The organism is Haloflavibacter putidus, assembly GCF_006546625.1.
Lineage (GTDB): Bacteria > Bacteroidota > Bacteroidia > Flavobacteriales > Flavobacteriaceae > Mesonia > Mesonia putida.
Map to the genome: position 1 here is coordinate 105,858 of NZ_VIAR01000003.1, position 20,238 is coordinate 126,095.

Consider the following 20,238-nt stretch of genomic DNA (forward strand, 5'->3'; position numbering starts at 1 on the left):
TCCGTAAAATTATGAAAGTAGAATACATTATTGTAGGTTTAGGTTTAAGCGGTATTGCCGTAGTCGAACAACTTAGAAAAAACAAACGTTCTTTTATGGTAGTGGCAGATCAATCGCAGCAAGCTTCTAAAGTAGCCGGAGGTTTAATGAATCCTGTGGTGCTCAAAAGATTTAAAATGGCTTGGAATGCAGAAGAACATTACATCACGGCAAAAAAGTATTATGCAGATTTAGAAAAGCTACTAAACACGAAGTTGGTTGAACAAATACCCATTTATAGAAAATTTAGCTCTATAGAAGAACAGAATAATTGGTTTGAAGCAGCAGATAATCCGCAATTAGCACCATTTTTAAACACAGGTTTATTAAACGAAATAGAAGGGGTTAAAAGCGATTTTAAATTTGGGAAAGTAGAGAATACCGGCTTATTAGATACCACCAAACTTCTAGAAAATTATCGCAATTTTTTACGAACACAAAACCTATTAATAGAAGAAAGTTTCGATTTTTCTGCTTTGCATCTCACTGAAAAAAATAAGTATAAAGAAATACTTTTTGAACGTATTGTTTTTTGCGAAGGTTTCGGGATGTTACAAAACCCTTATTTCAATTATTTGCCTTTGGTAGGAAATAAAGGCGAATACATTCATATAAAAGCCCCAAAATTAAAACTAGACAAAATTTTAAAAGCGGCAATTTTTATTATTCCCTGCGGCAACAATATATTTAAAGTGGGAGCGACTTATAGTCGAGAATTCGATAATCAAAATGCTTCAGAAAATGCTCGTACGCAACTTATCAATAAATTGAAAAAAATCTTAACCGTAGATTTTGAAGTTATTGGACAAGAAGCTGCGGTAAGACCTACTGTAAAAGATCGCAAACCTTTAATTGGGCAACATCCCATAGAAAAAAGTTTATACGTGTGTAACGGTTTTGGTAGCAGAGGTATTTTAATGTGTGCTCCAATGGCGCAATATCTTTTTAACTTTACGGAAAAGAATGAACCTTTACCAATAGAAATTGATAGCAAGCGCTACGAATCTTTATTTCCTTCGGCGGCAGATTCTTTATAATTATAAAAAAGATTAATCCATATATTCCGCGATAAGCGCATAATTATAGGCATTAGTAAAATTAAAACAGCTACTATTGCTATGAAAGAGCCAACAACGCCCAAACCAAAAAGCAGATGGGCAACTATAAAAGTGGCTACAGAAAATGCAACTCCTAAGGCATAGCTAACATACATTGCGCCGTAGAAAAAAGAAGGTTCCATTTTATATTTTATTCCGCAATGCGAGCAATATTCGTACATGTCGTAAACTTTGCTAAGTTTATACGGATTGGAAACTTTGTACATTTCGCCCCGGTGGCAAACGGGACAAGTACCAGTTAAAATACTATATAGCTTAGATCCTCTTAAAAACTTCATGACATCTTTTTTAAACTATGCAAATTTAAGCATCTTTGCACTTAATCTCGGTAACTTTTAGTACACAAATGCTCAACATTCATAATTTATCCATTTCTTTTCAAGGAGAATTTTTATTTCAAGAAATCACCTATAAATTAAATCCGGGAGATCGTGTAGGTCTAGTAGGTAAAAACGGAGCCGGAAAATCTACTATGCTAAAGATTTTGGCTGGTGAGATGGAAGCAGATAGCGGACAGTTAGCCAAAGAAAAAGACGTTGAAATTGGCTTCTTAAAACAAGATATAGATTTTGAAGAAGGCAGAACCGTATTGGAAGAAGCCTATCAAGCTTTTGAAAAGATAAAAGCTTGTGAAAAACAATTAGAAGAAATAAATACGCAATTGGCAGAGCGCACAGATTATGAAAGCGAAGGTTACCACCAATTAATGGTAGACTTAAACGATGTACAAAACCAATACGAAATAATTGGGGGGTATAACTACCAAGGTAATACCGAAAGAATTTTACAAGGCTTGGGTTTTAAAAGAGCAGATTTTGATAAACAAACCCATACTTTTTCCGGGGGTTGGCGTATGCGTATAGAATTGGCCAAACTCTTACTGCAAAACAACGACATATTGCTTTTAGATGAGCCTACCAACCATTTAGATATTGAAAGTATTATCTGGTTAGAAGATTTCTTAAAAACCCACCCCGGTAGTATTGTAATCGTTTCGCACGATAAAATGTTTTTAGATAAAGTGACTAATCGAACCATAGAAATTTCTTTAGGGAAAATATACGACTATAATCAACCTTATTCCCGCTATTTAGAGCTTAGAGAAGAGCGACGCGAACAACAAATGGCAGCGCAAAAAAATCAGCAGAAAGAAATTGAGCATACAGAGAAGCTTATCGAAAAGTTTAGGGCAAAAGCAACCAAGGCATCTATGGCGCAATCGCTTATCAAGAAACTAGGTAAAATAGATCGTATTGAAGTAGATCAAGAAGATAATGCGGTGATGAGTCTGCAATTTCCTGTTTCGGTAAATCCGGGAAAAGTAGTAATAGAAGCAGAAAATATTTCTAAAAGCTATGGCAAAAAGCAAGTGTTGCAAAATATAGACCTAATGGTAGAGCGCAACACAAAAACTGCTTTTGTGGGACAAAACGGACAAGGAAAATCTACTTTGGCCAAAATTATTGTAGGAGAGATAGACTATGATGGTCATTTAAAATTGGGCCATAATGTACAAATTAGCTATTTTGCCCAAAACCAAGCCGAATATTTAGATGGTAGTAAAACGGTACTAGATACAATGTACGATGCGGCAAATGCTTCTAATCGTACAAAAGTACGCGATATTTTAGGCGCGTTTCTGTTCCGCGGAGACGAGGTAGAAAAACAAGTAAAAGTACTTTCAGGAGGAGAGCGCAACAGACTGGCTTTGGCTAAAATATTATTAGAACCCTTTAATGTGTTGGTTATGGATGAGCCAACCAATCACTTAGATATTCAGTCTAAAAACGTTTTAAAGGATGCGCTTGCTAATTTTGAAGGCACGCTGATTGTAGTTTCGCACGATAGAGATTTTTTAAACGGATTAACAGATAAGGTTTACGAATTTAGAGACCATAAATTAAAAGAATATCTGGGAGATATAAACTATTATTTACAAGAGCGCGCTATGGAAAATATGCGCGAAGTAGAAAAAGCTTCCGAACCCAAAAAAACAACACAAAGAAAATCTAGTGAGAAAAAATCTGAGGCCAAACAAACTTACGCACAGCAAAAAGAAATTAAAAGCTTAAAAAATAAATTAAGTAATATTGAAGCTTCCGTAACCAAATTAGAAAAAAAAATCAAACAGGCAGACGTAGATTTAGCGGTTAATTATGATGAAACTGCCGCCAACCCCGAGTTTTTTGATAATTACCAAAACGACAAAAAAGAATTGGAAAAGTTAATGAAAGACTGGGAGCGTGTGCAAGAGAAATTAGAAAATCTAGAAAACGAGTAAAGAATGGTAGAACATTTTTTTCAATGTCCGTATTGCTGGGAAGAAATTTCTATGCTTTTAGACCCATCTGTAAGTCAAACTTATATAGAAGATTGCGAGGTTTGTTGCAATCCTATTCGTATCGAAGTAAATTTTGAGCAAGGAGAACTTGCAGGATTTTCGGCAATTACTATAGAGCAATAAAAAAAGACGCAAAGCTAGTTGCGTCTTTTAATGTTAACTATCAAAGTTTCTTATCTTCTAAACAAACGTGCCAGTAAAGAAATTACCAGTAAGATTATAAAAATGTAAAAGATAATTTTAGCAATATCTGCTGCACCTTCAGCTATGCCACCAAATCCAAAAACGGCAGCAACTAAAGCAATGATTAAAAAAATAACAATCCATCTTATCATAATAATAAATTTTAAGGGTTAGTATTTAATTTATATAGTGATTACCATAAATGTAAACTACTATATTTATAATTAAAAGATTTTGTTCTCCTAAATATTTTTAAATTTAATAGTATAAAGTTTAGTATTCAATTTTTTTTGGTTGATTTTAACATTAAAATTGCACATTACTTAAATATTTGTTAGTTATTTTTATATGGAATTGTAGTTTCGGATTTTTTAAAAAAAATAAATATTTTATTTGGTTTAGAAAGATAATTTATAGTATATTTGCAGTCGAAATCGCGGGATAGAGCAGTAGGTAGCTCGTCGGGCTCATAACCCGAAGGTCACTGGTTCGAGTCCAGTTCCCGCTACTAGTAAAAACCATCTTTTTTAAGATGGTTTTTTTATTTTATGGAAAATGGAGGGATATGATGTTTACATTTTGGCTTCTGATATGTCGGAAAAGCTTTATTTAAAATTTGAGAATTTACAATAAAAAGAGTTAGGTCAACTGCCTAATATCCTTCTGTATCCGATTTCACCTTACCCCAAAAGGTTCTATACACAAAAAAACTGTACATAAGCACCAAAGGGCCTCCAACAGCTACAAATCCCATCATGATCTTAAGGGTTTTGGTAGAGGCTGCTGCATTGTAAATGGTGATGCTGTTTTCTGTTACGGAATTAGATAGCAACAAACGTGGGTAAAGTTCAAAAGCAACGATCACCAGCAATAAAGCAATGGTTAGACTAGTAAAAATAAAGGCCCAGCCGTATTTCTTTTTACTTGCTAGCCTGGGAACGTTTGCGATACTTAGAAAGACTAAAAAGGGCACCACAAAAAGGATTCGATTATTCTCAAAGACTACTAGTAAATGATCCAAATTAAAGAAACCGTAACTCGTGGTTACAATATAAGAGATAATAAAAAAAGCTATTCCTATTTTAAGAAATTGCTGAATGCGATTATAAAGTTTACCTTCGGTTTTTAGCAGTAGATAAATGGCGCCATGCATCATAAATAAAGCTAAACTTGTCACTCCAACCAAGACTGAAAATGGGTTAAGAAACTCGAAGAATCCTCGTCCAGTGTAATCAAAATTTTCATCTAAAGGCATCCCATTTAAGATATTTCCAAGGACAACACCCAATAAAAAAGCCAGCATAATGCTGGAGATAGAATACCCCCAGTCCCACATGCGTCGCCACCATAGCATCTCTTCCATATTTCTGAATTTGATAGAAATTCCTCTAAAAATAATAAAGAGAAGAAATAGAATAAAAGGAGTATACATGGCAGAAAACAGGGTGCCATAGAATACAGGAAAGCCAGCAAATAAAGTTCCTCCTCCTATCACTAACCAAACTTCGTTACCGTGCCACGTGGGATCGATAGCTTTAAGCGCGGTTTCTCTACTCGAATTTTTTCTAAAAAACGTATGCCAGGCCCCTGCACCAAAATCAAAACCATCTAAAATAGCATAGCCTGAAAATAAACCTCCTACAACTAAAAACCACCAGGTGGGATAATCTAAACCTAAAAATGTTTCCATATTAATTAGTTTTTTTCGTTTGCTATTGCTTGAGAGATCTCATTATTAAGTGATCCTTCTTCAGAATTCTGTTCATCGTATGGACCGCTTTTAATCTTTTTATTCATCAAATAGACAAAAAGAAGAAAGAGTATAAAATAAACGATAAAGAATAAAATTAAAGAGAACAGCACTTGATTGGCTCGTACACTTTTGGATAGTGCATCCGAGGTTCTTAGTAGGCCATAAACGACCCAGGGCTGTCTTCCCATTTCTGCTGCAAACCAACCGAATTGGTTAGCAATCTGTGGTAATAAAGCTGTGAACACGAAAGTCCAAAGCAACCATTTTTTTTGAAACAATTTACCTCTCTTCCATTGCCATAAGGCAAATAAACTTAAAGCGATGAGAAATATACCTATCGCTACCATAATGTGATAGAATTGAAATACAGCATTCACTTGTGAAGGTCGATCTTTTTCTGGGAAAGCGTTGAGGCCCGTTACATGGGTTTCAAAGTCTTGGTGTAGAATAAAAGATAGGCCTCCGGGAACTTTTAAGCCCGTGACCTCTTGGTTTTCTTGATCTACCCACCCCAGTAAGTATAAGTCAGCCGGTGCTTTTACATCAAAGTGACCTTCCATAGTAGCCAATTTCGCAGGCTGGTTAACAGATACACCTTCGGCCGAACTATGGCCAGTGGCAAGCTGTGCTAAAGAACAAACTGCAGCAACTACTAAAGTGATTTTGAAGGCTTTTTTGGAGATTTCAACATATCGTCCTTTAAGAATGTAATAGGCATGAACACTTAAAATCAAAAAGGTTCCAGCCAGAAAAGCGCCTAGCCAAACGTGCGTTAATCGATCTACTGAAGAGGGATTAAATACCATCGCCCAAAAATCGACAATTTCAGCCCTAGCCTGCATACCTTCTCCAACGATATGATAACCCGCAGGAGTTTGTTGCCAGGAATTAGCGATCACAATCCAAACCGCAGAAAACATAGAGCCTAAAAACACAGCCCAGGTAGCAACTAAATGCACCCATGGTTTCACCCGGTTCCATCCAAATAGCAAAATTCCTAAGGCACTACTTTCTAAGGCAAAAGCAAAGATACCTTCTGCTGCCAGTGCACTTCCGAAAATATCGCCCACATACCGCGAATACGTGGCCCAATTGGTCCCAAATTCAAATTCCATGACTATACCAGTTACCACGCCAATTCCAAATGTAATGGCAAATAATTTAGTCCAGAACTTGGCCAATACTTCATACTGTTTGTTGTTAGTTCGTATATAAATACTTTCGAAAACAACCATAATCAAACCAATACCTATACTCAAAGGTGGGTAGATATAATGGAAAGCAACTGTGAAAGCAAACTGGATTCGAGACAGAATTTCAACATCCATACCTTTTTTTTTTACAAATTTAAAGAAAACCCATTATACAGGTTTGCAACTTATGTTACCTGTCGCTGGTTTTTAATCCTAATCATTCAGGATTTCTTTTAATAAAAACAGCAATTCTTTTAGCGTTAACCTTATATTTTTTACCACGAACTATTCCAATACTCCTCTTGATATGCTTAGGATCTACGATATATACACTAAAGCTAAAATTCTCTAAAACCTCATAAAGGTTATAGTTGTAATAACCTGTTTTTACATGACGATAAAAGCTTTAGAATCTTCCTTGGCTATATTTTTCAATACTTTTAACCTTGTTGTTAATCTTGTGAAAACTTAGCTGTTCATCTGATTTAATATAAAAATCCAATGTACTCTTGCTAATGAAAACACCAAATTTGCCGGATTGATTGGAGATTGGAAGTTGCCGTTGCAGTTGGTCTCCTTCCTCAGGTTCTGCCCAATGCTCCGGTCCTGACTCTCCATCATAACTCCAGTGAGCAGAAGTACCTTTATGCTCTTCTTTTTTCTGGGCCGACTGTTAGCAACTTAAGATTAGAAATAAGATTGAAACGTAAATATTAATTTACTCATTAGTTTTAAATGTTATACTCCACATACCCCTCACTTCATTCACATCATAACCAGTGGCTTTGTCCTTAGGGTAAAGTTGCTGAATTCTTTGTATAGTTTTTGGTTGTATGTCCTGTCCCGGAGTTCCGTGACATTTCAAGCACATGTTATTGGTGATTATAGGGTAATAAAAATTGACCTTTTCACCTCTTTCTACAATTATGGGCTTTGGTTCTTCACCGTTTTTTAGTACCTTTTTATAGACCGAGATATATTCCAATTCTTTGGAATTTGCACTATTTTTCGAATTTCTATTTTTGTCGGACACTCGCTTTATGATCGCATTGTACTTAGTTGCCATAGAATCTGTAAGGGGTATCGCCTGGACATTACAAAAGGAAAGCGCATGCAGGATTCCTTCTTTCTGTATGGCTCCCATTAAATTTTTACCAAGAGTTGCATTAGTAGATTTGGCATAGGCCATGCCTATATCGGCGTAGCTCTGTTCAGGATCTGGAAGTGAGCTTACGGACTTACCCTTTTGCTTATATTTTTTTCCGTGATTCTTTTGCCAATGTTTTTCAAACCATTCGGGTTGAGCAATATCGTAATCGTACATAAAAGCAGCAATGGCCTCAATATCTCTCTGCTTATAAGGCTGATTCGGCATCAATCCAAAACGCTTAACCGCTCCTTTTAGCTTTACCTTTTCCTGAGCAGGTCGTTTCACAAAGTGCCATATCTGCCTAATAAATTCCTCTTTACTTTGCGCATCTTTGGAATATCTCGCTTTTATGGCAGCCATAGGTGGGGCTATCATCGAGGCCTGTTCTGCGTTTGGACTATGACAGAGGTAGCACTTGTTTACCATCAACTTTTTTCCTTTCACCGCGATGTCTTCAGAACTTAAATCTGCTGACTTTATTTTAATATAATCACCGTTATTTTTTTGGGTTGATTGCTTACAGGACGTCAGGCTCAAGAGCAAGACGAAGACCATTAGAATCCATTTCATCACTATCGTATTTGATACTGCAAGTTACTGGCACCATAGTAAATGGACGGTAACCAAAGTTACAGAAAGCAAAAAAAAGCGAAGTTCTACCTTCGCTCAACTTAATTTAACCACTATTTAAAATTGCTTTTTGGCTAAATACCAGATGGTTTTTTCCACAGAATTATCTTCTAGTCTGGCCTCATAGTCTTTTAAGGTCTTTGGTGGAGAAACGATTGCTTTTTCTCCTTTCTTCCAGTCTAAAGGATTTCTATGGCAAAACCAAACGGTTTTTATAAACACTTTGATTTTTAATTCATTTATACTCATATAGAATTTTACCAATTTAAAAATTTAACATAGGTCTAAAGAATGCCCCTCTTTTTATGACAAGTCCTGCTTATTAAGTTAGGTAGGTGAGAAGACTTTTAATAACCGCAAAGGTTGTAATTTTTTATCATTGATGCATCCCCAACCTAAAACTTGATTGTTTTCGAAATATAAGATGCCGCCCCATACAAAAACCCAGTCTGATGAAGTGAAGCTTTCACTGGTAAAGGAGGTTTGAGTAATCGGTTCGTTGCTGGGTGTGAGTTCTATTTGAAATAATTCTTCTTGTACCGAGAGATCGTCTTCTTCGCGATGTACTGCCATCCAAAAACAAAGCTTTGCTTTTTCGGCATTCACCGGCCAAGTGAGCGCTTGTTTCGGAAAAAAAGATTCCACCGTAAACTCTAGTTTTTGATCTATAATCGCGATAGTACTTAATTGAACTTGACAATAGCGATCATACGGACTGTGAAGGTTATATTCAAAACCTTCGAGTAAGGCAGGTGTTCCTTCCCAAAGTTTTCGTTCTCCCACCGGGGCGGGGTTATTGGTTCGAGCTGCAAGCTGTATGCGGGTGCGTAACCGGCAAAAGGATTTCGCATCTGCAAAACCACGACTATAGGTCTGTAATCCAATTCTTATTTTTTTGGCTGTTGTAGAAGCTCTTCCAAAATCGGCAGCTGCTTTTTTGGTAGGCTGGGTTTGCTTTACGGTATTTTTTTCAGGTTTTCGTTGAACAATAGTTTTCCCGTTCACCTGACGGAATACTAAGTCACCAAGGCTTCCGCTTATACGATTGTTTTTTCCTAAATACGCCATACGTGTTAAATCAGTTTATTATTACAATTCTCTTATAAAGTTAAGTCCATTAAATACTGGCGAATTATTGTATTCATTTTGGAATTGTATTGGACTCAACTTGGACTCACCTTAATGTCTAGATAAAGTGATTATCAAATTATTGAATAGCATTCGCTTGTGTTGTTGAATATAACTTTTTTTTATATAAATTCCTAATTATGAGTGGGGAGTGGGAATTTTTTTTGCTGCTAACTTTCTAAATCATAAGCTTTTTCTTGCTCGGTTATTAAACCTGCCAAGCCTCCATAGTCTTCAATTAATTGTTCTAAAAACTCCACTTCTTCATAGAGAAGCAGTTGGAGGGCAAATTCCAGGGTTTGTTGAATATTTACATAGGGTTGTGGAATGTTCTTAGAAAAAGACGTTCCAGTATGTTCAAGGGCCAGTACGCAAACTTTTAAAAGATGCGGGACACTTATAAAACTTTTTAGCGAATCTTCAACGGGAATGACTTTAAGCTCATAAAACCTGCGGATATGTTTATTAAGCGGTGCATACTGATGGCGAATCAACTTAGGTAAGTTTTTAGTTTATTTTACAGCCCCGAAGGCTAGGTCGCCAAGGTATATAACCTAGTTTTCCGGCTTTTGTAAAGCCTGTTCTTAAGCAGTATAATTATAGTGATAACGAAAAGTAACTAAATTACTTACTGTCTTTCTAATTGATGTAACTTTCCTAATTGAGCCAATCGCTTTTCTCCTTCTTGTTGGGCTCCTTTTAAAAATAGAGATGCGAGTTTTCTTGCATGAAACCCATCTTCAATACTAATATCATTTACCGATTTATAATTCAGGTTATATTGAGCGTGACATATAGCATTATAAATTCTCTTTGATCGAAAAGATTCTTTTGGAAGTACAATTTTTGTACTTCTACTGAAATTCTGACATAAGCGAACCATATAATTAAGATCAACATGCGATGGTTTGTATTCCCAATAAATCCAAAGTAATGCTGCACAGACTTGGGAAATAGCTTGATGAACTAAAAGGAATTTTGCCGGTTCGCAAGAAATATCATCACTCACATTTAATTTACTTATAAAATATGCTGCTTTAGAAATTCTAAATTCCCAGCCGCTTTTTATTCTTTTATACATTACCGGATGTTTAATATAGCCTGTTATAACTAACGGATGCTCTTGAAGTATTCTATTTTCAGGTAATAATAGCCGACTTAAAAAATTGTCTCCTACATTTAATCGTGTGCTAATCTCATTATAGGTATAATGTATACTATACAAGCGAACTTTTTTGTTCATTTTAGTGAAAATTTTTTCCATAAATGCTTTGGGATCTTTTACATAAGCGTTGCTCACAATTAGTAGTGTCACTTCCCAGTGTTCTTCTACATCATTTTTTTCTAATCCATTGAAAGAATAAAAATTTTCTAATTGGTGCGATCGGACTCCAATACTGTAAATGGAATGCACGGACAACATTGATGTTATAACTTTCAACAGCTGTTTTAATCGTACTTCAGGGAGATTCTTTATACTCATTATATGATTTTTTAATTCATAAATTGTAGACTTACCTAATAAGGTTTACTACACGATTGATAACTTTAAATCTTGTGTTGTTAGCTTTCTGAATCCTCTTGCTCGGTTAATAAACCTGCCAGCCCTCCGTAGTCTTCAATCAATTGTTCTAAAAACTCCATTTCTTCATAGGGGAGTAGTTGGAGGGCAAATTCCAGGCTTTGTTGAATATTGACATAGGGTTGCGGGATGGTGTTTGAAAAAGAGGTTCCGGTGTGTTCAAGGGCGAGTACACAAACTTTTAAAAGATGCGTGACACTTAGAAAACTTTCTAACGGATCTTCTACAGGAATCGCTTTATGTTGATAAAACCTGCGGGTATGTTTATTAAGCGGTTCATACTGACGGCGAATCAACTGGCGTAAGTTTTTTTCGATCTCCTCTTTGTTGGGTGGAGCAGGAGGGGAAGGCTTTTCCATAGCGTTTTTGCAGTGCGCATACCTTTTCAAAAACTCTTCCTCTCCTGTTTCCAATAGGCTGTCCAGTTTGTGTTGTAAACGTTCTATAGCCGATAAGGATATGCTATAATCTACGTCATAACGTACATTTCGGTAAGCGCTATCTAAGCGATTTAACAAGTGTTTTTCATGCATGTTTTCTTCCTTAAAAAGTTCTCCTAGTTCGGGGACAAAGTGTTGAATGTAGTGTTGATGATGCACAATCTTGTGACAAATTTTTTCTTTTCCCATGCTTATCAATTCCCCCGTTCTAAAGGAGAGTTCTATTGCTTGGTGCAACATAAAAGCCGCTTGGGGGTAGTTTTCTTTAGTACTATAAAAATGAGCTCCCTCTTGAAAATCCAATGCTTTTTGATGTTCTTTATAAAAAAAATCGGGTGCCTTTTCACATGCTTTTTCAACATTTAAGCTTGGGGGAGTAGTTTTGGGAGCACGGTAGGTTACATACGCTTTCTTTAAGGCTTGAATAAAGAATACATTCCCTTTTTTAAATTGGTGAATAGCATAGGTTTCTTCGTACATACGCCAGTGGTAGTGCGACTGTTGTTGAACGCATTCTTTTACTTCACTCAATACTTGTCCGGTGAGGGGTTCCCGGCTGAGGAGCAGTAAAAGTGGTTTTACGTTAGCAGCCAAAGACGGAACGCTATAGATAGTGCTCAATTCGGTAAACTGCGTTAGTTGTTTGATTAAAGATGGCGAAAGTGATGGCATAAGCTGATGATTTAACGGTGAAACATATCTTGTTCTTCATTAATCAAAGTAAGTTCGATAGCTTTCCGTACCGAACCAAACGGACTTGTATTACACCCATGAGGATAGGTAATTTACCAATAGCGATAGTAGGTTGTAGGAATTGGGTATAGGTGGTGGGAGTTTTTGGGTGGTGAGTTAGAACATAGAGCATAGACACTGGACTTGGAAGTAGGAAGTTGTTGAGTATAAATAAAAACGGTCTGCCGAGAAAATTATTAAAAATCAAGGTAGCAGCGTTGGGAAATAGATAAAAAGCTGCCTGCCTTTCCATCATGTGGGTGACCGCAGGGCGTTTTTTTTATCTGTGGGGGAGGTCATCGTAGTATTTTCTTATATTTTTCTCTTCAGCCTAGACTTTTGCTTCTTTTCGGCAATGGAAAAAAAGGGGAGCAATCCTTATTGAAATTGAAAAAATTTTTACTTTGGTGGAAATGACAATGTGAATTAGGAATTAGGAGATAGGGAATAGGGTAATAGTAATTTATGATTTTAAAGTTGAGTTTAAAAAATACTGCTTACTGACCACTGTCGCTTGTTTACTAAAATGGCTTTTCGATTATTTTTTGATAAGTACCCGGCATACTTTTGATGAACGTAGTAAAATCAAAAAAAAGTTTAGCGTAGGGCAGAGGAGGATAGCCTAGCGGAGCGTTTTGCTATCCGCAGGATAAAAGTTTTTTGCAGATTTTCAAGTTTCAGGAAAATAAGCCTAGACTTTTGCTTCTTTTCGGCAATGGAAAAGAAGGGGAGCAATCCTTATTGAAATTGAAAAAATTTTTACTTTGGTGGAAATGACAATGTGAATTAGGAATTAGGAGATAGGGTAATAGTAATTTATGATTTTAAAGTTGAGTTTAAAAAATACTGCTAACTGACCACTGTCCCCTGTTTACTAAATGGCTTTTCGATTATTTTTTGATAAGTACCCGGCATACTTTTCATGAACGTAGTAAAATCAAGAAAAAGTTTAGCGTGGGGCAGAGGAGGATAGCCTAGCGGAGCGTTTTGCTATCCGCAGGATAAAAGTTTTTTGCAGATTTTCAAGTTTCAGGAAAATAAGCCTAGACTTTTGCTTCTTTTCGGCAATGGAAAAGAAGGGATGATCATCCTGAAGTTGAAGTTAAAATTGAAACTGAAGTAGCAATCTTATAAGCTTTTATCATCGCCTACCAGCCAACACCTAAAGCTTTGGTAAAATACCGGTGTGGAGTATCTTCATATTTTTTAAAAATTTGTATCTTTACTTTTCTAATAGTAGATCACATGAACAGTACAGCCACACCACATATCGGGAGAAAAATTAGCCGCATTCGAGAACTTCGCGGGATGAAACAGGAAGCGCTTGCCTTAGAACTAGGTGTGAGCCAACAAACCGTCTCTCATCTAGAACAAAGTGAAACCATTGAAGAGGATAAACTGGACGAAGTGGCAAAAGTATTAGGGGTTAGCAAAGAAGCGATTGAGAATTTTTCGGAAGAAAACTTGATATATAATATTCAAAATAATTATGAAGGCTCTAATAAAGGAGCCTCGTCAGTAAGTGTTTCAAATTTAAACTGCACTTTTAACCCCTTAGATAAGCTTGTTGAAGCTCATGAAGAAAATAAAAAACTTTACGAACGTTTATTGACAGCTGAAAAAGAAAAAGTTGCTTATTTGGAAAAAATAGTTAAAAAATAATTTGAGTGAAAAATTAATTTTTCACTATAAATTTCTTATCAACTCTTCAGTATTCTTTCTAAACATAATCATGTTATTAGTAATTGAAATTAATTAAATAGCTTTACTCTAGAATTATACTCTTATATTAAGATATATTTAACCTTGAAGAAAAACTAAAATAAATTTTTAGTTTAAGGTGCTACTAAAACTAATGATAATGACCGAAAAAGAAATTGTTAAACAGCTTGAATTGGTTTTAGAAAAAGAACCAAATAACTATAATAAAATATTAGAACTATCTTCATTACTTTCTAGCTATGATAAGGACAATGTTAGATTTTCAGTCGATGCCGGAGTAATTAATAGACTTGGGAAAGAACTTGTTGGAAGACATGAAACAGCTGTTTCTGAATTAGTTAAAAATTCCTATGATGCTGATGCTTTAACTGTTGATTTATATTTTGAGAATTGTGATAAACCTGGAGGTACTTTAACAATTGAAGATACTGGAATGGGCATGACAAGAGAACAATTGATTAAAGGTTTTATGACTATTTCTTCAAGCGATAAAATTCACAATCCAAAGTCTCCCAGATACAATAGAACTCGAGCAGGACAAAAAGGGATTGGGCGTTTTGCTACCCAAAGAATAGGACAAGTTTTAACAATAGTTACTCAAACGTTAAATTCAGATAAAGCACTAAAAGTTACAATTGATTGGGATAAATATGAGATAGATTCTAATTTATTATTAATATCAAATAAAATTGAAGAAGTAGAAAAAGATAAAGAAGAAGGAACAACCTTGATTATAGAAAATGTAAGGGATTCTTGGTCAGATTCAATGATAAAAAGAGCGTACAAATATATCTCAGACTTATTACAACCTTTTCCTTTATCTGATAGATTGGAACAAAGTACAAATGATCCTGGGTTTAAGGTTACTTTTTTTAGAAACAATAATACAATTATTGATGAAGAAAGTGCTTTTTTTCAGCACGCACTTGCTGTAATTGAAGCATACGTAGATGAAAAAGGACAAGGTTATTATTCATTTAAAAGTGAAAAATTATCAATCCCAGAGGAAGTTTATTTAGTTGGTAAAAAAGAAAGAGATGATAATTTCAAAGACTTAAAAAATATTCATTTAAAAGCTTATTATTTCATCTATAATTCAAATCAAACGTCCTATATTCCTAAAACAGTTAATACATACATATTACAAAACGCTAAAGAAAATGGGGGTATTAGATTATATCGAAATGGTTTTAGGGTTTTACCTTATGCTGAAAAGGACGATGATTGGTTAGGTCTAGATGCTTCGATGAGAAGAAGGAGTATAATAGCTCCTCATTCTAATCTACATTTTTTTGGGTTTGCAGAAGTTATAGATAGGGAAGGGGAAAAATTTCAAGAACTTTCAAGTAGAGAAGGATTATTAGAGACAAATTCATTCAAAGAATTACAAGATTTCGGTTATAAAGTTCTAACAGATGTTGCTATTAAAATATCTCAGATAAGAGACAGGAAAGGTACTGCCGGCCAAAAAGGGTGGGACAAGAAAACTACAAAGGAAGTAATTAAGGAAGTTAAAAAAGAATTTGATGAAATTAATAGAGATGATCAAGGTAGTATTTCAATTAAATTAAAAACAATTAACGAGAAAATTCTGGAATTAGAAGAAATTGAAGAAGAGGAGAGCTTAGAAAGAGAAGCCAAAACCAAAGAGCTTCTAAAGGAAATCCAGTTATTGAGAATATTAGCTAGTTTAGGTTTGACTATTGGAGAATTTGTACATGAAGTTAATCATTATGAGCCTGCGTTTAAATATGATGCAGAACTTATAACTAATTTAATAAAGGATTCAGAAGGAAAAAAAGCAGGAATTAGATTACAACAAAATCTCAAAGCTTTTTCTGTGTATACTTCTTTTTTTAAAGATGCTATTTCTAAAAATGTAAATAGAGAACTTGAACCTATAGAACTAAGAGAACCTGTTTCAAACTTTTTAGAAATTATTACTCCTGATTTAATAAGGAGTAATATTATTTTTGAAGAGCCAGAATTCAAAGGATATAATTTACTCACTTGCCCTATGCATAGATCAGAATGGGCTTCAATATTATTTAATTTTTATACGAACGCAAAAAAAGCTATTTCCAAAAAAACTAATAAGGGAAAGATTACAATAGAAGCAGGTAAAATTAAAGACAAAGTATATCTGGAATTTTCTGATAATGGAATTGGTATTGATCCAGAAAAAGAGGATGAGATTTTTGAAGCATTTTACACGACCAGTAATCCATCTGGAAGTGCTTCGACGGAATTAGAAGAACTATCAGGAACGGGGTTGGGACTTAAAATAGTAAAAGATATTATAGAAGGTTATGGAGGTGAGGTTTTTGTAACTAAACCAAAAGAAAAATACAATACTACTATCAGAGTTGAGTTACCCAAAACAAACATAGATGATTATGAGTAAATATAGAATATTCTATTTGGATGACGAAAAAGAGGATTTAACTATTCCGTATAAAAAAAAGCTAGAGATAACAAATATTCTAGATATTGATTTAAAGAAACCTTATAATTTTGAAAAAGAGCTAGATAGACTAGCGGAAGAACTTGAAAATTGTGATGCTCTTATCTTGGATTTACAATTAGATGGTCCTCAAGAGGGTGATACAGATAAAAAGGATGAAGAAGTACAACTTGAAAAAGCTAATAAATTTAAGGTAAGATATCAAGCACCTCCATTAGCACAAATGATAAGAACTTTAGCATCAGAAGGAAAAATATCTGATTTACCTATTATTTTATGTTCTACTGAAGATAGAGTGAAAGATTCGTTCAATAAAGATTTTACAAGTCATGATTTATTTGATTGGACTTTCTTGAAAGATGATATTAATGGCGAGACTATTGCTAAAATTGTTTCTTTAATTAACGGATATCAAAGATTAACTAAAAACAAAAAAGACTTTTCTAAATCTTTAGGAAGAGATTATAATGAATTAGATCAAAGAATTTTATCAAGATTTATTATTGAAGATAAACCACCTATTCACGAACTCGCAAGAGTAATATTTAAAGATATTGTTCAGCCTACCGGTGTATTAATCAATGAATATACTCTAGCAGCTAGATTGGGTGTAGATCTCACGAAAAATGTAGAGTGTTGGAATGATTTTATTGATAAATATTTCTCAAAGACGAAATATGATGGTGTATTTTTTGATAGTTGGAATAGATGGTGGAATGATATGGTAAATGATGTGTTTGAAGAAATAACTGATGAAAATCTTGCTAGTTTAGATGCTAATACTAGAGTAAAACTATTAAATGAAAATACCGAATTTAAAGATTTAATAGTAGCAAAACCAATTGAGCTATTCGAGAGTACTAATTTTTGGAATATTTGTGAGATAACGAAAAAGCCTCTAGATCCGTTTGAAGGATTTAAGATTAGTGGAAAAGATGAACCAAAACCTTGGCAGGATTATTCATTTATTTCACTATTTGCTATAGTCACAAAACCAGATTTAATTACAAAGAATGGGATAAAAATACATCCAAGTGATTCTGAAAGATTGAATGTTGCAAGAAAAAAAATAGATTAAATGACAATCGATCCAAATAATAAAAGTTATCGTTTGGAATTAGCTGAAGAACTAACTTTATTAAAAAGAGCATTAGAAAGATGTTCCATAAGTCATAAATCAATAGGGACAATTGATAGAGCTATAAAAGAGCTTAAAAATTATAAAAGTTTACCCCTTGGAACTTCTACAAGTTGGGGATATAAAATTAGCGGATTTGCAATTGAAATAGACGTTTCTAATAATATCCAATTTCCTAAATCTGTTAAAGAGGCAGTTTTAGAGTTTAGCATTAATTTAAAAGGAGAATATTTTGATTATTCAAAAGAATTTAAGGATCCCTTTAAACACTTAGAATTTAACATTATTATTGAAGGAAAATCTAGAAAGCAAAAAGACCATATTCTTTCTTATCATTTAGATAGGCATATTCAAGGAGGAAATCCTTCAAATGAAGTACATCCAATATACCATTTTCAAATGGGTGGAAGGAAATTAGGTAATTATAATGGAAACGGTAAAAATTTTGGAAATCAATTAATACTTGATAACCCAAGATTTATGCACTATCCCATGGATTTCATATCTGGTCTGGACTTTGTTTTCTCAAATTTTGCACCTGAGTTATGGCGCAAACTAAAAAGAGACCCAATATATTTAAAAGTACTTGGTTATGCACAAGAAAGAACATTAAAACCATTTATTGCAAGTTTTGCCAATCATTTTGGCTTTCATGATATTAAGAATGATTGGAACACTAAAGATATTTGTCCTCAAATAATATGAACAAGTCTATTTTAAATAAATATCTAAACAATTATTCTAATGAAATTTTAGCTGTTGATAGATTATTAGTTTCAACTTTTTTAGAATATAATAATATAAAAAAAGTTGAAAATAATTTAATTAATAATTATTTTATTAAAAATAGAGATAAAGATTATATAGAATTTTTAAAATTTAACTCAAAAGTAAAAATAGAAACTTTAGAAGAATTAATAACTGCTTTTGAGTATGTTATATCTCCTGAAGACAAAGTTATTACAGGAGCAATATATACTCCTGAAAATATACGAAATTATATTGTTGAAACTTCTTTTAATAAGTGGGAAGGAAATTTGGAAAATATAACCTGTGCTGATATCGCATGTGGTTGTGGTGGATTTCTATTAACTGTGTCAAATTATCTTAAGAATTACACCAATAAAAACTTTTATGAAATTTACAACGAAAATTTATTTGGTGTTGATGTTGCTGATTATAGTATTAATAGAGCAAAAATATTATTAACCTTAAATGCCATATTACAAGGAGAAGATGTTGATTTTGACTTCAATTTTCATAAGGGCAATACCTTATGTCTTGAAATTAATAATGCATTTAACATACCTATAAATAGTTTCGACATAATTGTAGGTAATCCACCTTATGTCTGCTCTAGAAATATGGATGAAGAATCTTTGTCTTTAGTAAAAAACTGGAGTGTTGGCAATAGTGGCCATCCAGATTTGTATATACCTTTTTTTGAAGTTGGTGTTGAAAACCTATCTCCAAATGGAGTTTTAGGTTACATAACTGTCAATTCTTTCTTTAAAAGTATAAATGGCAGAGCTTTACGTGAATATATTTCTAACAAAAAATTATCTCTTAAAATAGTTGATTTTGGAGGCGAACAAATTTTTGAAGCATATAACACTTATACTTGTTTATGCTTTATTACAAATGAAATCTCTGATGGAATCCATTATAAAAGAAAAGAAAGTAAATCTTTATTTGATATAAAAGAAAGTGATTTTTATTTTATTGAATATGAAAACATTGATGATTGGAATGGTTGGAATTTAGTTGATAACGAATATGCGGAGAAGCTAATTTCCATAATAGAAAATACAGGAATTCACTTTTCTGATAAATACCAAACAAGAAATGGTATAGCTACACTTAAAAATAAAGTTTTTAAGTTCATACCAATTAGAGAAGACAATGAATTTTACTATAGAAAGGAAAAAGGGGAGGAGGAAGTTAGAATTGAAAGAGGAATTTGTCGTTCTATTATTAATTCAAATAGTATTGAAAGTAAAGAATCACTGTTAGCAAATAATGAAGTTATCATTTTTCCTTACTATTATGTAAATGGCGTCAGAAAAGTAATATCAGAAGATGAATTTAGAACTAAATATCCGGATGCTTATAGATATTTAGAATATAATAAAATAGTACTTTCTGAAAGAGATAAAGGAAAAAGAGATTATGAAGCCTGGTACGCATACGGAAGAACTCAATCGCTAGACATTAAAGGTTTTAAGTTATTTTTTCCGCACATAACAGATTCTCCAAATTTTGTTATCACTAAAGATAGAGATTTACTATTTTATAATGGTTTAGCTGCGTTTTCAGAAGATATAGATGAATTATTAATACTAAAATCCATTTTAGAAACAGATATATTCTGGTTTTACATCTCCCAAACAAGTAAATATTATGTATCAAATCATAGGTCGATAAGTAAAAATTATATTAAAAAATTTGGAATTCCTGATTTTACCGAAAATGAAAAAAAAATTATATTGAATCATGATAATAAAGAAGATGTAAAATATTTTATTGAATCTAAATATTATGAAAGAATTGATAAACAATTAAAAAAAGATCAACAAGTAAATTTAAAAAATAAGAACTCAATAGTAATTTAATATATTAAAAAAC

Annotated in this window: 18 protein-coding genes and 1 tRNA gene; 9 read left to right on the top strand and 10 right to left on the bottom strand. The window is 33.6% G+C overall.

What is annotated here, in order from left to right:
* The first annotated feature begins 11 nt into the window (after positions 1-11).
* Positions 12-1,076, top strand: coding sequence for an NAD(P)/FAD-dependent oxidoreductase (locus tag FKR84_RS04045; RefSeq protein ID WP_141420919.1), 1,065 nt, complete (start codon positions 12-14; stop codon positions 1,074-1,076).
* Here the strand turns inward: FKR84_RS04045 and FKR84_RS04050 are convergent.
* Positions 1,037-1,435 carry a DUF983 domain-containing protein gene (locus FKR84_RS04050; protein WP_141420920.1) on the bottom strand — a complete coding sequence of 133 codons (399 nt, stop codon included), beginning with the start codon at positions 1,433-1,435 and terminating at the stop codon, positions 1,037-1,039. The genes FKR84_RS04045 and FKR84_RS04050 overlap by 40 nt on opposite strands.
* A gap of 68 nt (positions 1,436-1,503) precedes the next feature.
* Here FKR84_RS04050 and FKR84_RS04055 point away from each other — a divergent pair, with 68 nt between their 5' ends.
* Together FKR84_RS04055 and FKR84_RS04060 are read left to right on the top strand one after the other, a co-directional pair.
* Positions 1,504-3,438 carry an ABC-F family ATP-binding cassette domain-containing protein gene (locus tag FKR84_RS04055; protein WP_141421205.1) on the top strand — a complete coding sequence of 645 codons (1,935 nt, stop codon included), beginning with the start codon at positions 1,504-1,506 and terminating at the stop codon, positions 3,436-3,438.
* Between the two features lie 3 nt (positions 3,439-3,441).
* Positions 3,442-3,621 (top strand): CPXCG motif-containing cysteine-rich protein, encoded by a 180-nt coding sequence (locus FKR84_RS04060; RefSeq protein WP_141420921.1) that lies wholly within the window; start codon positions 3,442-3,444, stop codon positions 3,619-3,621.
* A 50-nt stretch (positions 3,622-3,671) separates the two neighbouring features.
* Here FKR84_RS04060 and FKR84_RS04065 read toward each other — a convergent pair whose 3' ends face one another.
* Complete coding sequence (locus tag FKR84_RS04065; RefSeq protein WP_141420922.1) at positions 3,672-3,833, bottom strand: DUF1328 domain-containing protein; 162 nt, start codon at positions 3,831-3,833, stop codon at positions 3,672-3,674.
* A 283-nt stretch (positions 3,834-4,116) separates the two neighbouring features.
* On the opposite strand from FKR84_RS04065, the gene FKR84_RS04070 reads away from it, so the two are divergent.
* Positions 4,117-4,189, top strand: a tRNA-Met gene (locus tag FKR84_RS04070).
* Positions 4,190-4,333: 144 nt separating this feature from the next.
* On the opposite strand, the gene cydB is transcribed toward FKR84_RS04070, so the two are convergent.
* The 8 genes from cydB to FKR84_RS04110 form a co-directional block, all read right to left on the bottom strand.
* Positions 4,334-5,371, bottom strand: a complete 1,038-nt coding sequence (cydB, locus tag FKR84_RS04075; protein WP_141420923.1) for a cytochrome d ubiquinol oxidase subunit II — start codon at positions 5,369-5,371, stop codon at positions 4,334-4,336.
* A 5-nt stretch (positions 5,372-5,376) separates the two neighbouring features.
* Positions 5,377-6,762, bottom strand: a complete 1,386-nt coding sequence (locus FKR84_RS04080) for a cytochrome ubiquinol oxidase subunit I (protein WP_141420924.1) — start codon at positions 6,760-6,762, stop codon at positions 5,377-5,379.
* A 583-nt stretch (positions 6,763-7,345) separates the two neighbouring features.
* Positions 7,346-8,347, bottom strand: coding sequence for a c-type heme family protein (locus FKR84_RS04085; RefSeq protein WP_141420925.1), 1,002 nt, complete (start codon positions 8,345-8,347; stop codon positions 7,346-7,348).
* A gap of 117 nt (positions 8,348-8,464) precedes the next feature.
* Positions 8,465-8,656: a hypothetical protein gene (locus FKR84_RS04090; RefSeq protein WP_233357659.1), complete on the bottom strand. Its 192-nt coding sequence runs from the start codon at positions 8,654-8,656 to the stop codon at positions 8,465-8,467.
* Positions 8,657-8,734: 78 nt separating this feature from the next.
* Positions 8,735-9,475, bottom strand: a complete 741-nt coding sequence (locus tag FKR84_RS04095; RefSeq protein WP_141420926.1) for a hypothetical protein — start codon at positions 9,473-9,475, stop codon at positions 8,735-8,737.
* A gap of 230 nt (positions 9,476-9,705) precedes the next feature.
* A complete protein-coding gene (locus tag FKR84_RS04100; protein WP_141420927.1) occupies positions 9,706-10,029 on the bottom strand; it encodes a hypothetical protein in 324 nt (107 codons plus the stop codon).
* 134 nt (positions 10,030-10,163) lie between these two features.
* Entirely contained in the window at positions 10,164-11,018 is an 855-nt protein-coding gene (locus FKR84_RS04105; RefSeq protein ID WP_141420928.1) for a hypothetical protein, read from the bottom strand.
* A gap of 80 nt (positions 11,019-11,098) precedes the next feature.
* Positions 11,099-12,229: a HEPN domain-containing protein gene (locus FKR84_RS04110; protein ID WP_141420929.1), complete on the bottom strand. Its 1,131-nt coding sequence runs from the start codon at positions 12,227-12,229 to the stop codon at positions 11,099-11,101.
* A 1,305-nt stretch (positions 12,230-13,534) separates the two neighbouring features.
* On the opposite strand from FKR84_RS04110, the gene FKR84_RS04115 reads away from it, so the two are divergent.
* The 5 genes from FKR84_RS04115 to FKR84_RS04135 all read left to right on the top strand — a co-directional run bounded on the left by FKR84_RS04115 (position 13,535) and on the right by FKR84_RS04135 (position 20,225).
* The gene (locus tag FKR84_RS04115) at positions 13,535-13,951 is read left to right on the top strand and encodes a helix-turn-helix domain-containing protein (protein ID WP_141420930.1); all 417 of its coding nucleotides are present in this window, start codon (positions 13,535-13,537) and stop codon (positions 13,949-13,951) included.
* A gap of 199 nt (positions 13,952-14,150) precedes the next feature.
* Positions 14,151-16,415: an ATP-binding protein gene (locus FKR84_RS04120; RefSeq protein WP_141420931.1), complete on the top strand. Its 2,265-nt coding sequence runs from the start codon at positions 14,151-14,153 to the stop codon at positions 16,413-16,415.
* The gene (locus FKR84_RS04125; protein WP_141420932.1) at positions 16,408-17,553 is read left to right on the top strand and encodes a hypothetical protein; all 1,146 of its coding nucleotides are present in this window, start codon (positions 16,408-16,410) and stop codon (positions 17,551-17,553) included. Before FKR84_RS04120 ends, FKR84_RS04125 begins: the two co-directional genes overlap by 8 nt.
* Positions 17,554-18,318: a hypothetical protein gene (locus FKR84_RS04130; protein ID WP_141420933.1), complete on the top strand. Its 765-nt coding sequence runs from the start codon at positions 17,554-17,556 to the stop codon at positions 18,316-18,318.
* Positions 18,315-20,225: an HsdM family class I SAM-dependent methyltransferase gene (locus FKR84_RS04135; RefSeq protein WP_141420934.1), complete on the top strand. Its 1,911-nt coding sequence runs from the start codon at positions 18,315-18,317 to the stop codon at positions 20,223-20,225. The genes FKR84_RS04130 and FKR84_RS04135 overlap by 4 nt, the downstream gene beginning before the upstream one ends.
* Positions 20,226-20,238: the final 13 nt, after the last annotated feature.

Coding starts and splice junctions, on each gene's coding strand:
- FKR84_RS04055 (WP_141421205.1), top strand. CDS start 1,504: ATGCTCAACATTCATAATTTATCCATTTCTTTTCAAGGAGAATTTTTA.
- FKR84_RS04085 (WP_141420925.1), bottom strand. CDS start 8,347: ATGAAATGGATTCTAATGGTCTTCGTCTTGCTCTTGAGCCTGACGTCC.
- FKR84_RS04110 (WP_141420929.1), bottom strand. CDS start 12,229: ATGCCATCACTTTCGCCATCTTTAATCAAACAACTAACGCAGTTTACC.
- FKR84_RS04125 (WP_141420932.1), top strand. CDS start 16,408: ATGAGTAAATATAGAATATTCTATTTGGATGACGAAAAAGAGGATTTA.
- FKR84_RS04095 (WP_141420926.1), bottom strand. CDS start 9,475: ATGGCGTATTTAGGAAAAAACAATCGTATAAGCGGAAGCCTTGGTGAC.
- FKR84_RS04060 (WP_141420921.1), top strand. CDS start 3,442: ATGGTAGAACATTTTTTTCAATGTCCGTATTGCTGGGAAGAAATTTCT.
- FKR84_RS04135 (WP_141420934.1), top strand. CDS start 18,315: ATGAACAAGTCTATTTTAAATAAATATCTAAACAATTATTCTAATGAA.
- FKR84_RS04090 (WP_233357659.1), bottom strand. CDS start 8,656: ATGAGTATAAATGAATTAAAAATCAAAGTGTTTATAAAAACCGTTTGG.
- cydB (WP_141420923.1), bottom strand. CDS start 5,371: ATGGAAACATTTTTAGGTTTAGATTATCCCACCTGGTGGTTTTTAGTT.
- FKR84_RS04115 (WP_141420930.1), top strand. CDS start 13,535: ATGAACAGTACAGCCACACCACATATCGGGAGAAAAATTAGCCGCATT.
- FKR84_RS04065 (WP_141420922.1), bottom strand. CDS start 3,833: ATGATAAGATGGATTGTTATTTTTTTAATCATTGCTTTAGTTGCTGCC.
- FKR84_RS04130 (WP_141420933.1), top strand. CDS start 17,554: ATGACAATCGATCCAAATAATAAAAGTTATCGTTTGGAATTAGCTGAA.
- FKR84_RS04050 (WP_141420920.1), bottom strand. CDS start 1,435: ATGAAGTTTTTAAGAGGATCTAAGCTATATAGTATTTTAACTGGTACT.
- FKR84_RS04080 (WP_141420924.1), bottom strand. CDS start 6,762: ATGGATGTTGAAATTCTGTCTCGAATCCAGTTTGCTTTCACAGTTGCT.
- FKR84_RS04120 (WP_141420931.1), top strand. CDS start 14,151: ATGACCGAAAAAGAAATTGTTAAACAGCTTGAATTGGTTTTAGAAAAA.
- FKR84_RS04105 (WP_141420928.1), bottom strand. CDS start 11,018: ATGAGTATAAAGAATCTCCCTGAAGTACGATTAAAACAGCTGTTGAAA.
- FKR84_RS04045 (WP_141420919.1), top strand. CDS start 12: ATGAAAGTAGAATACATTATTGTAGGTTTAGGTTTAAGCGGTATTGCC.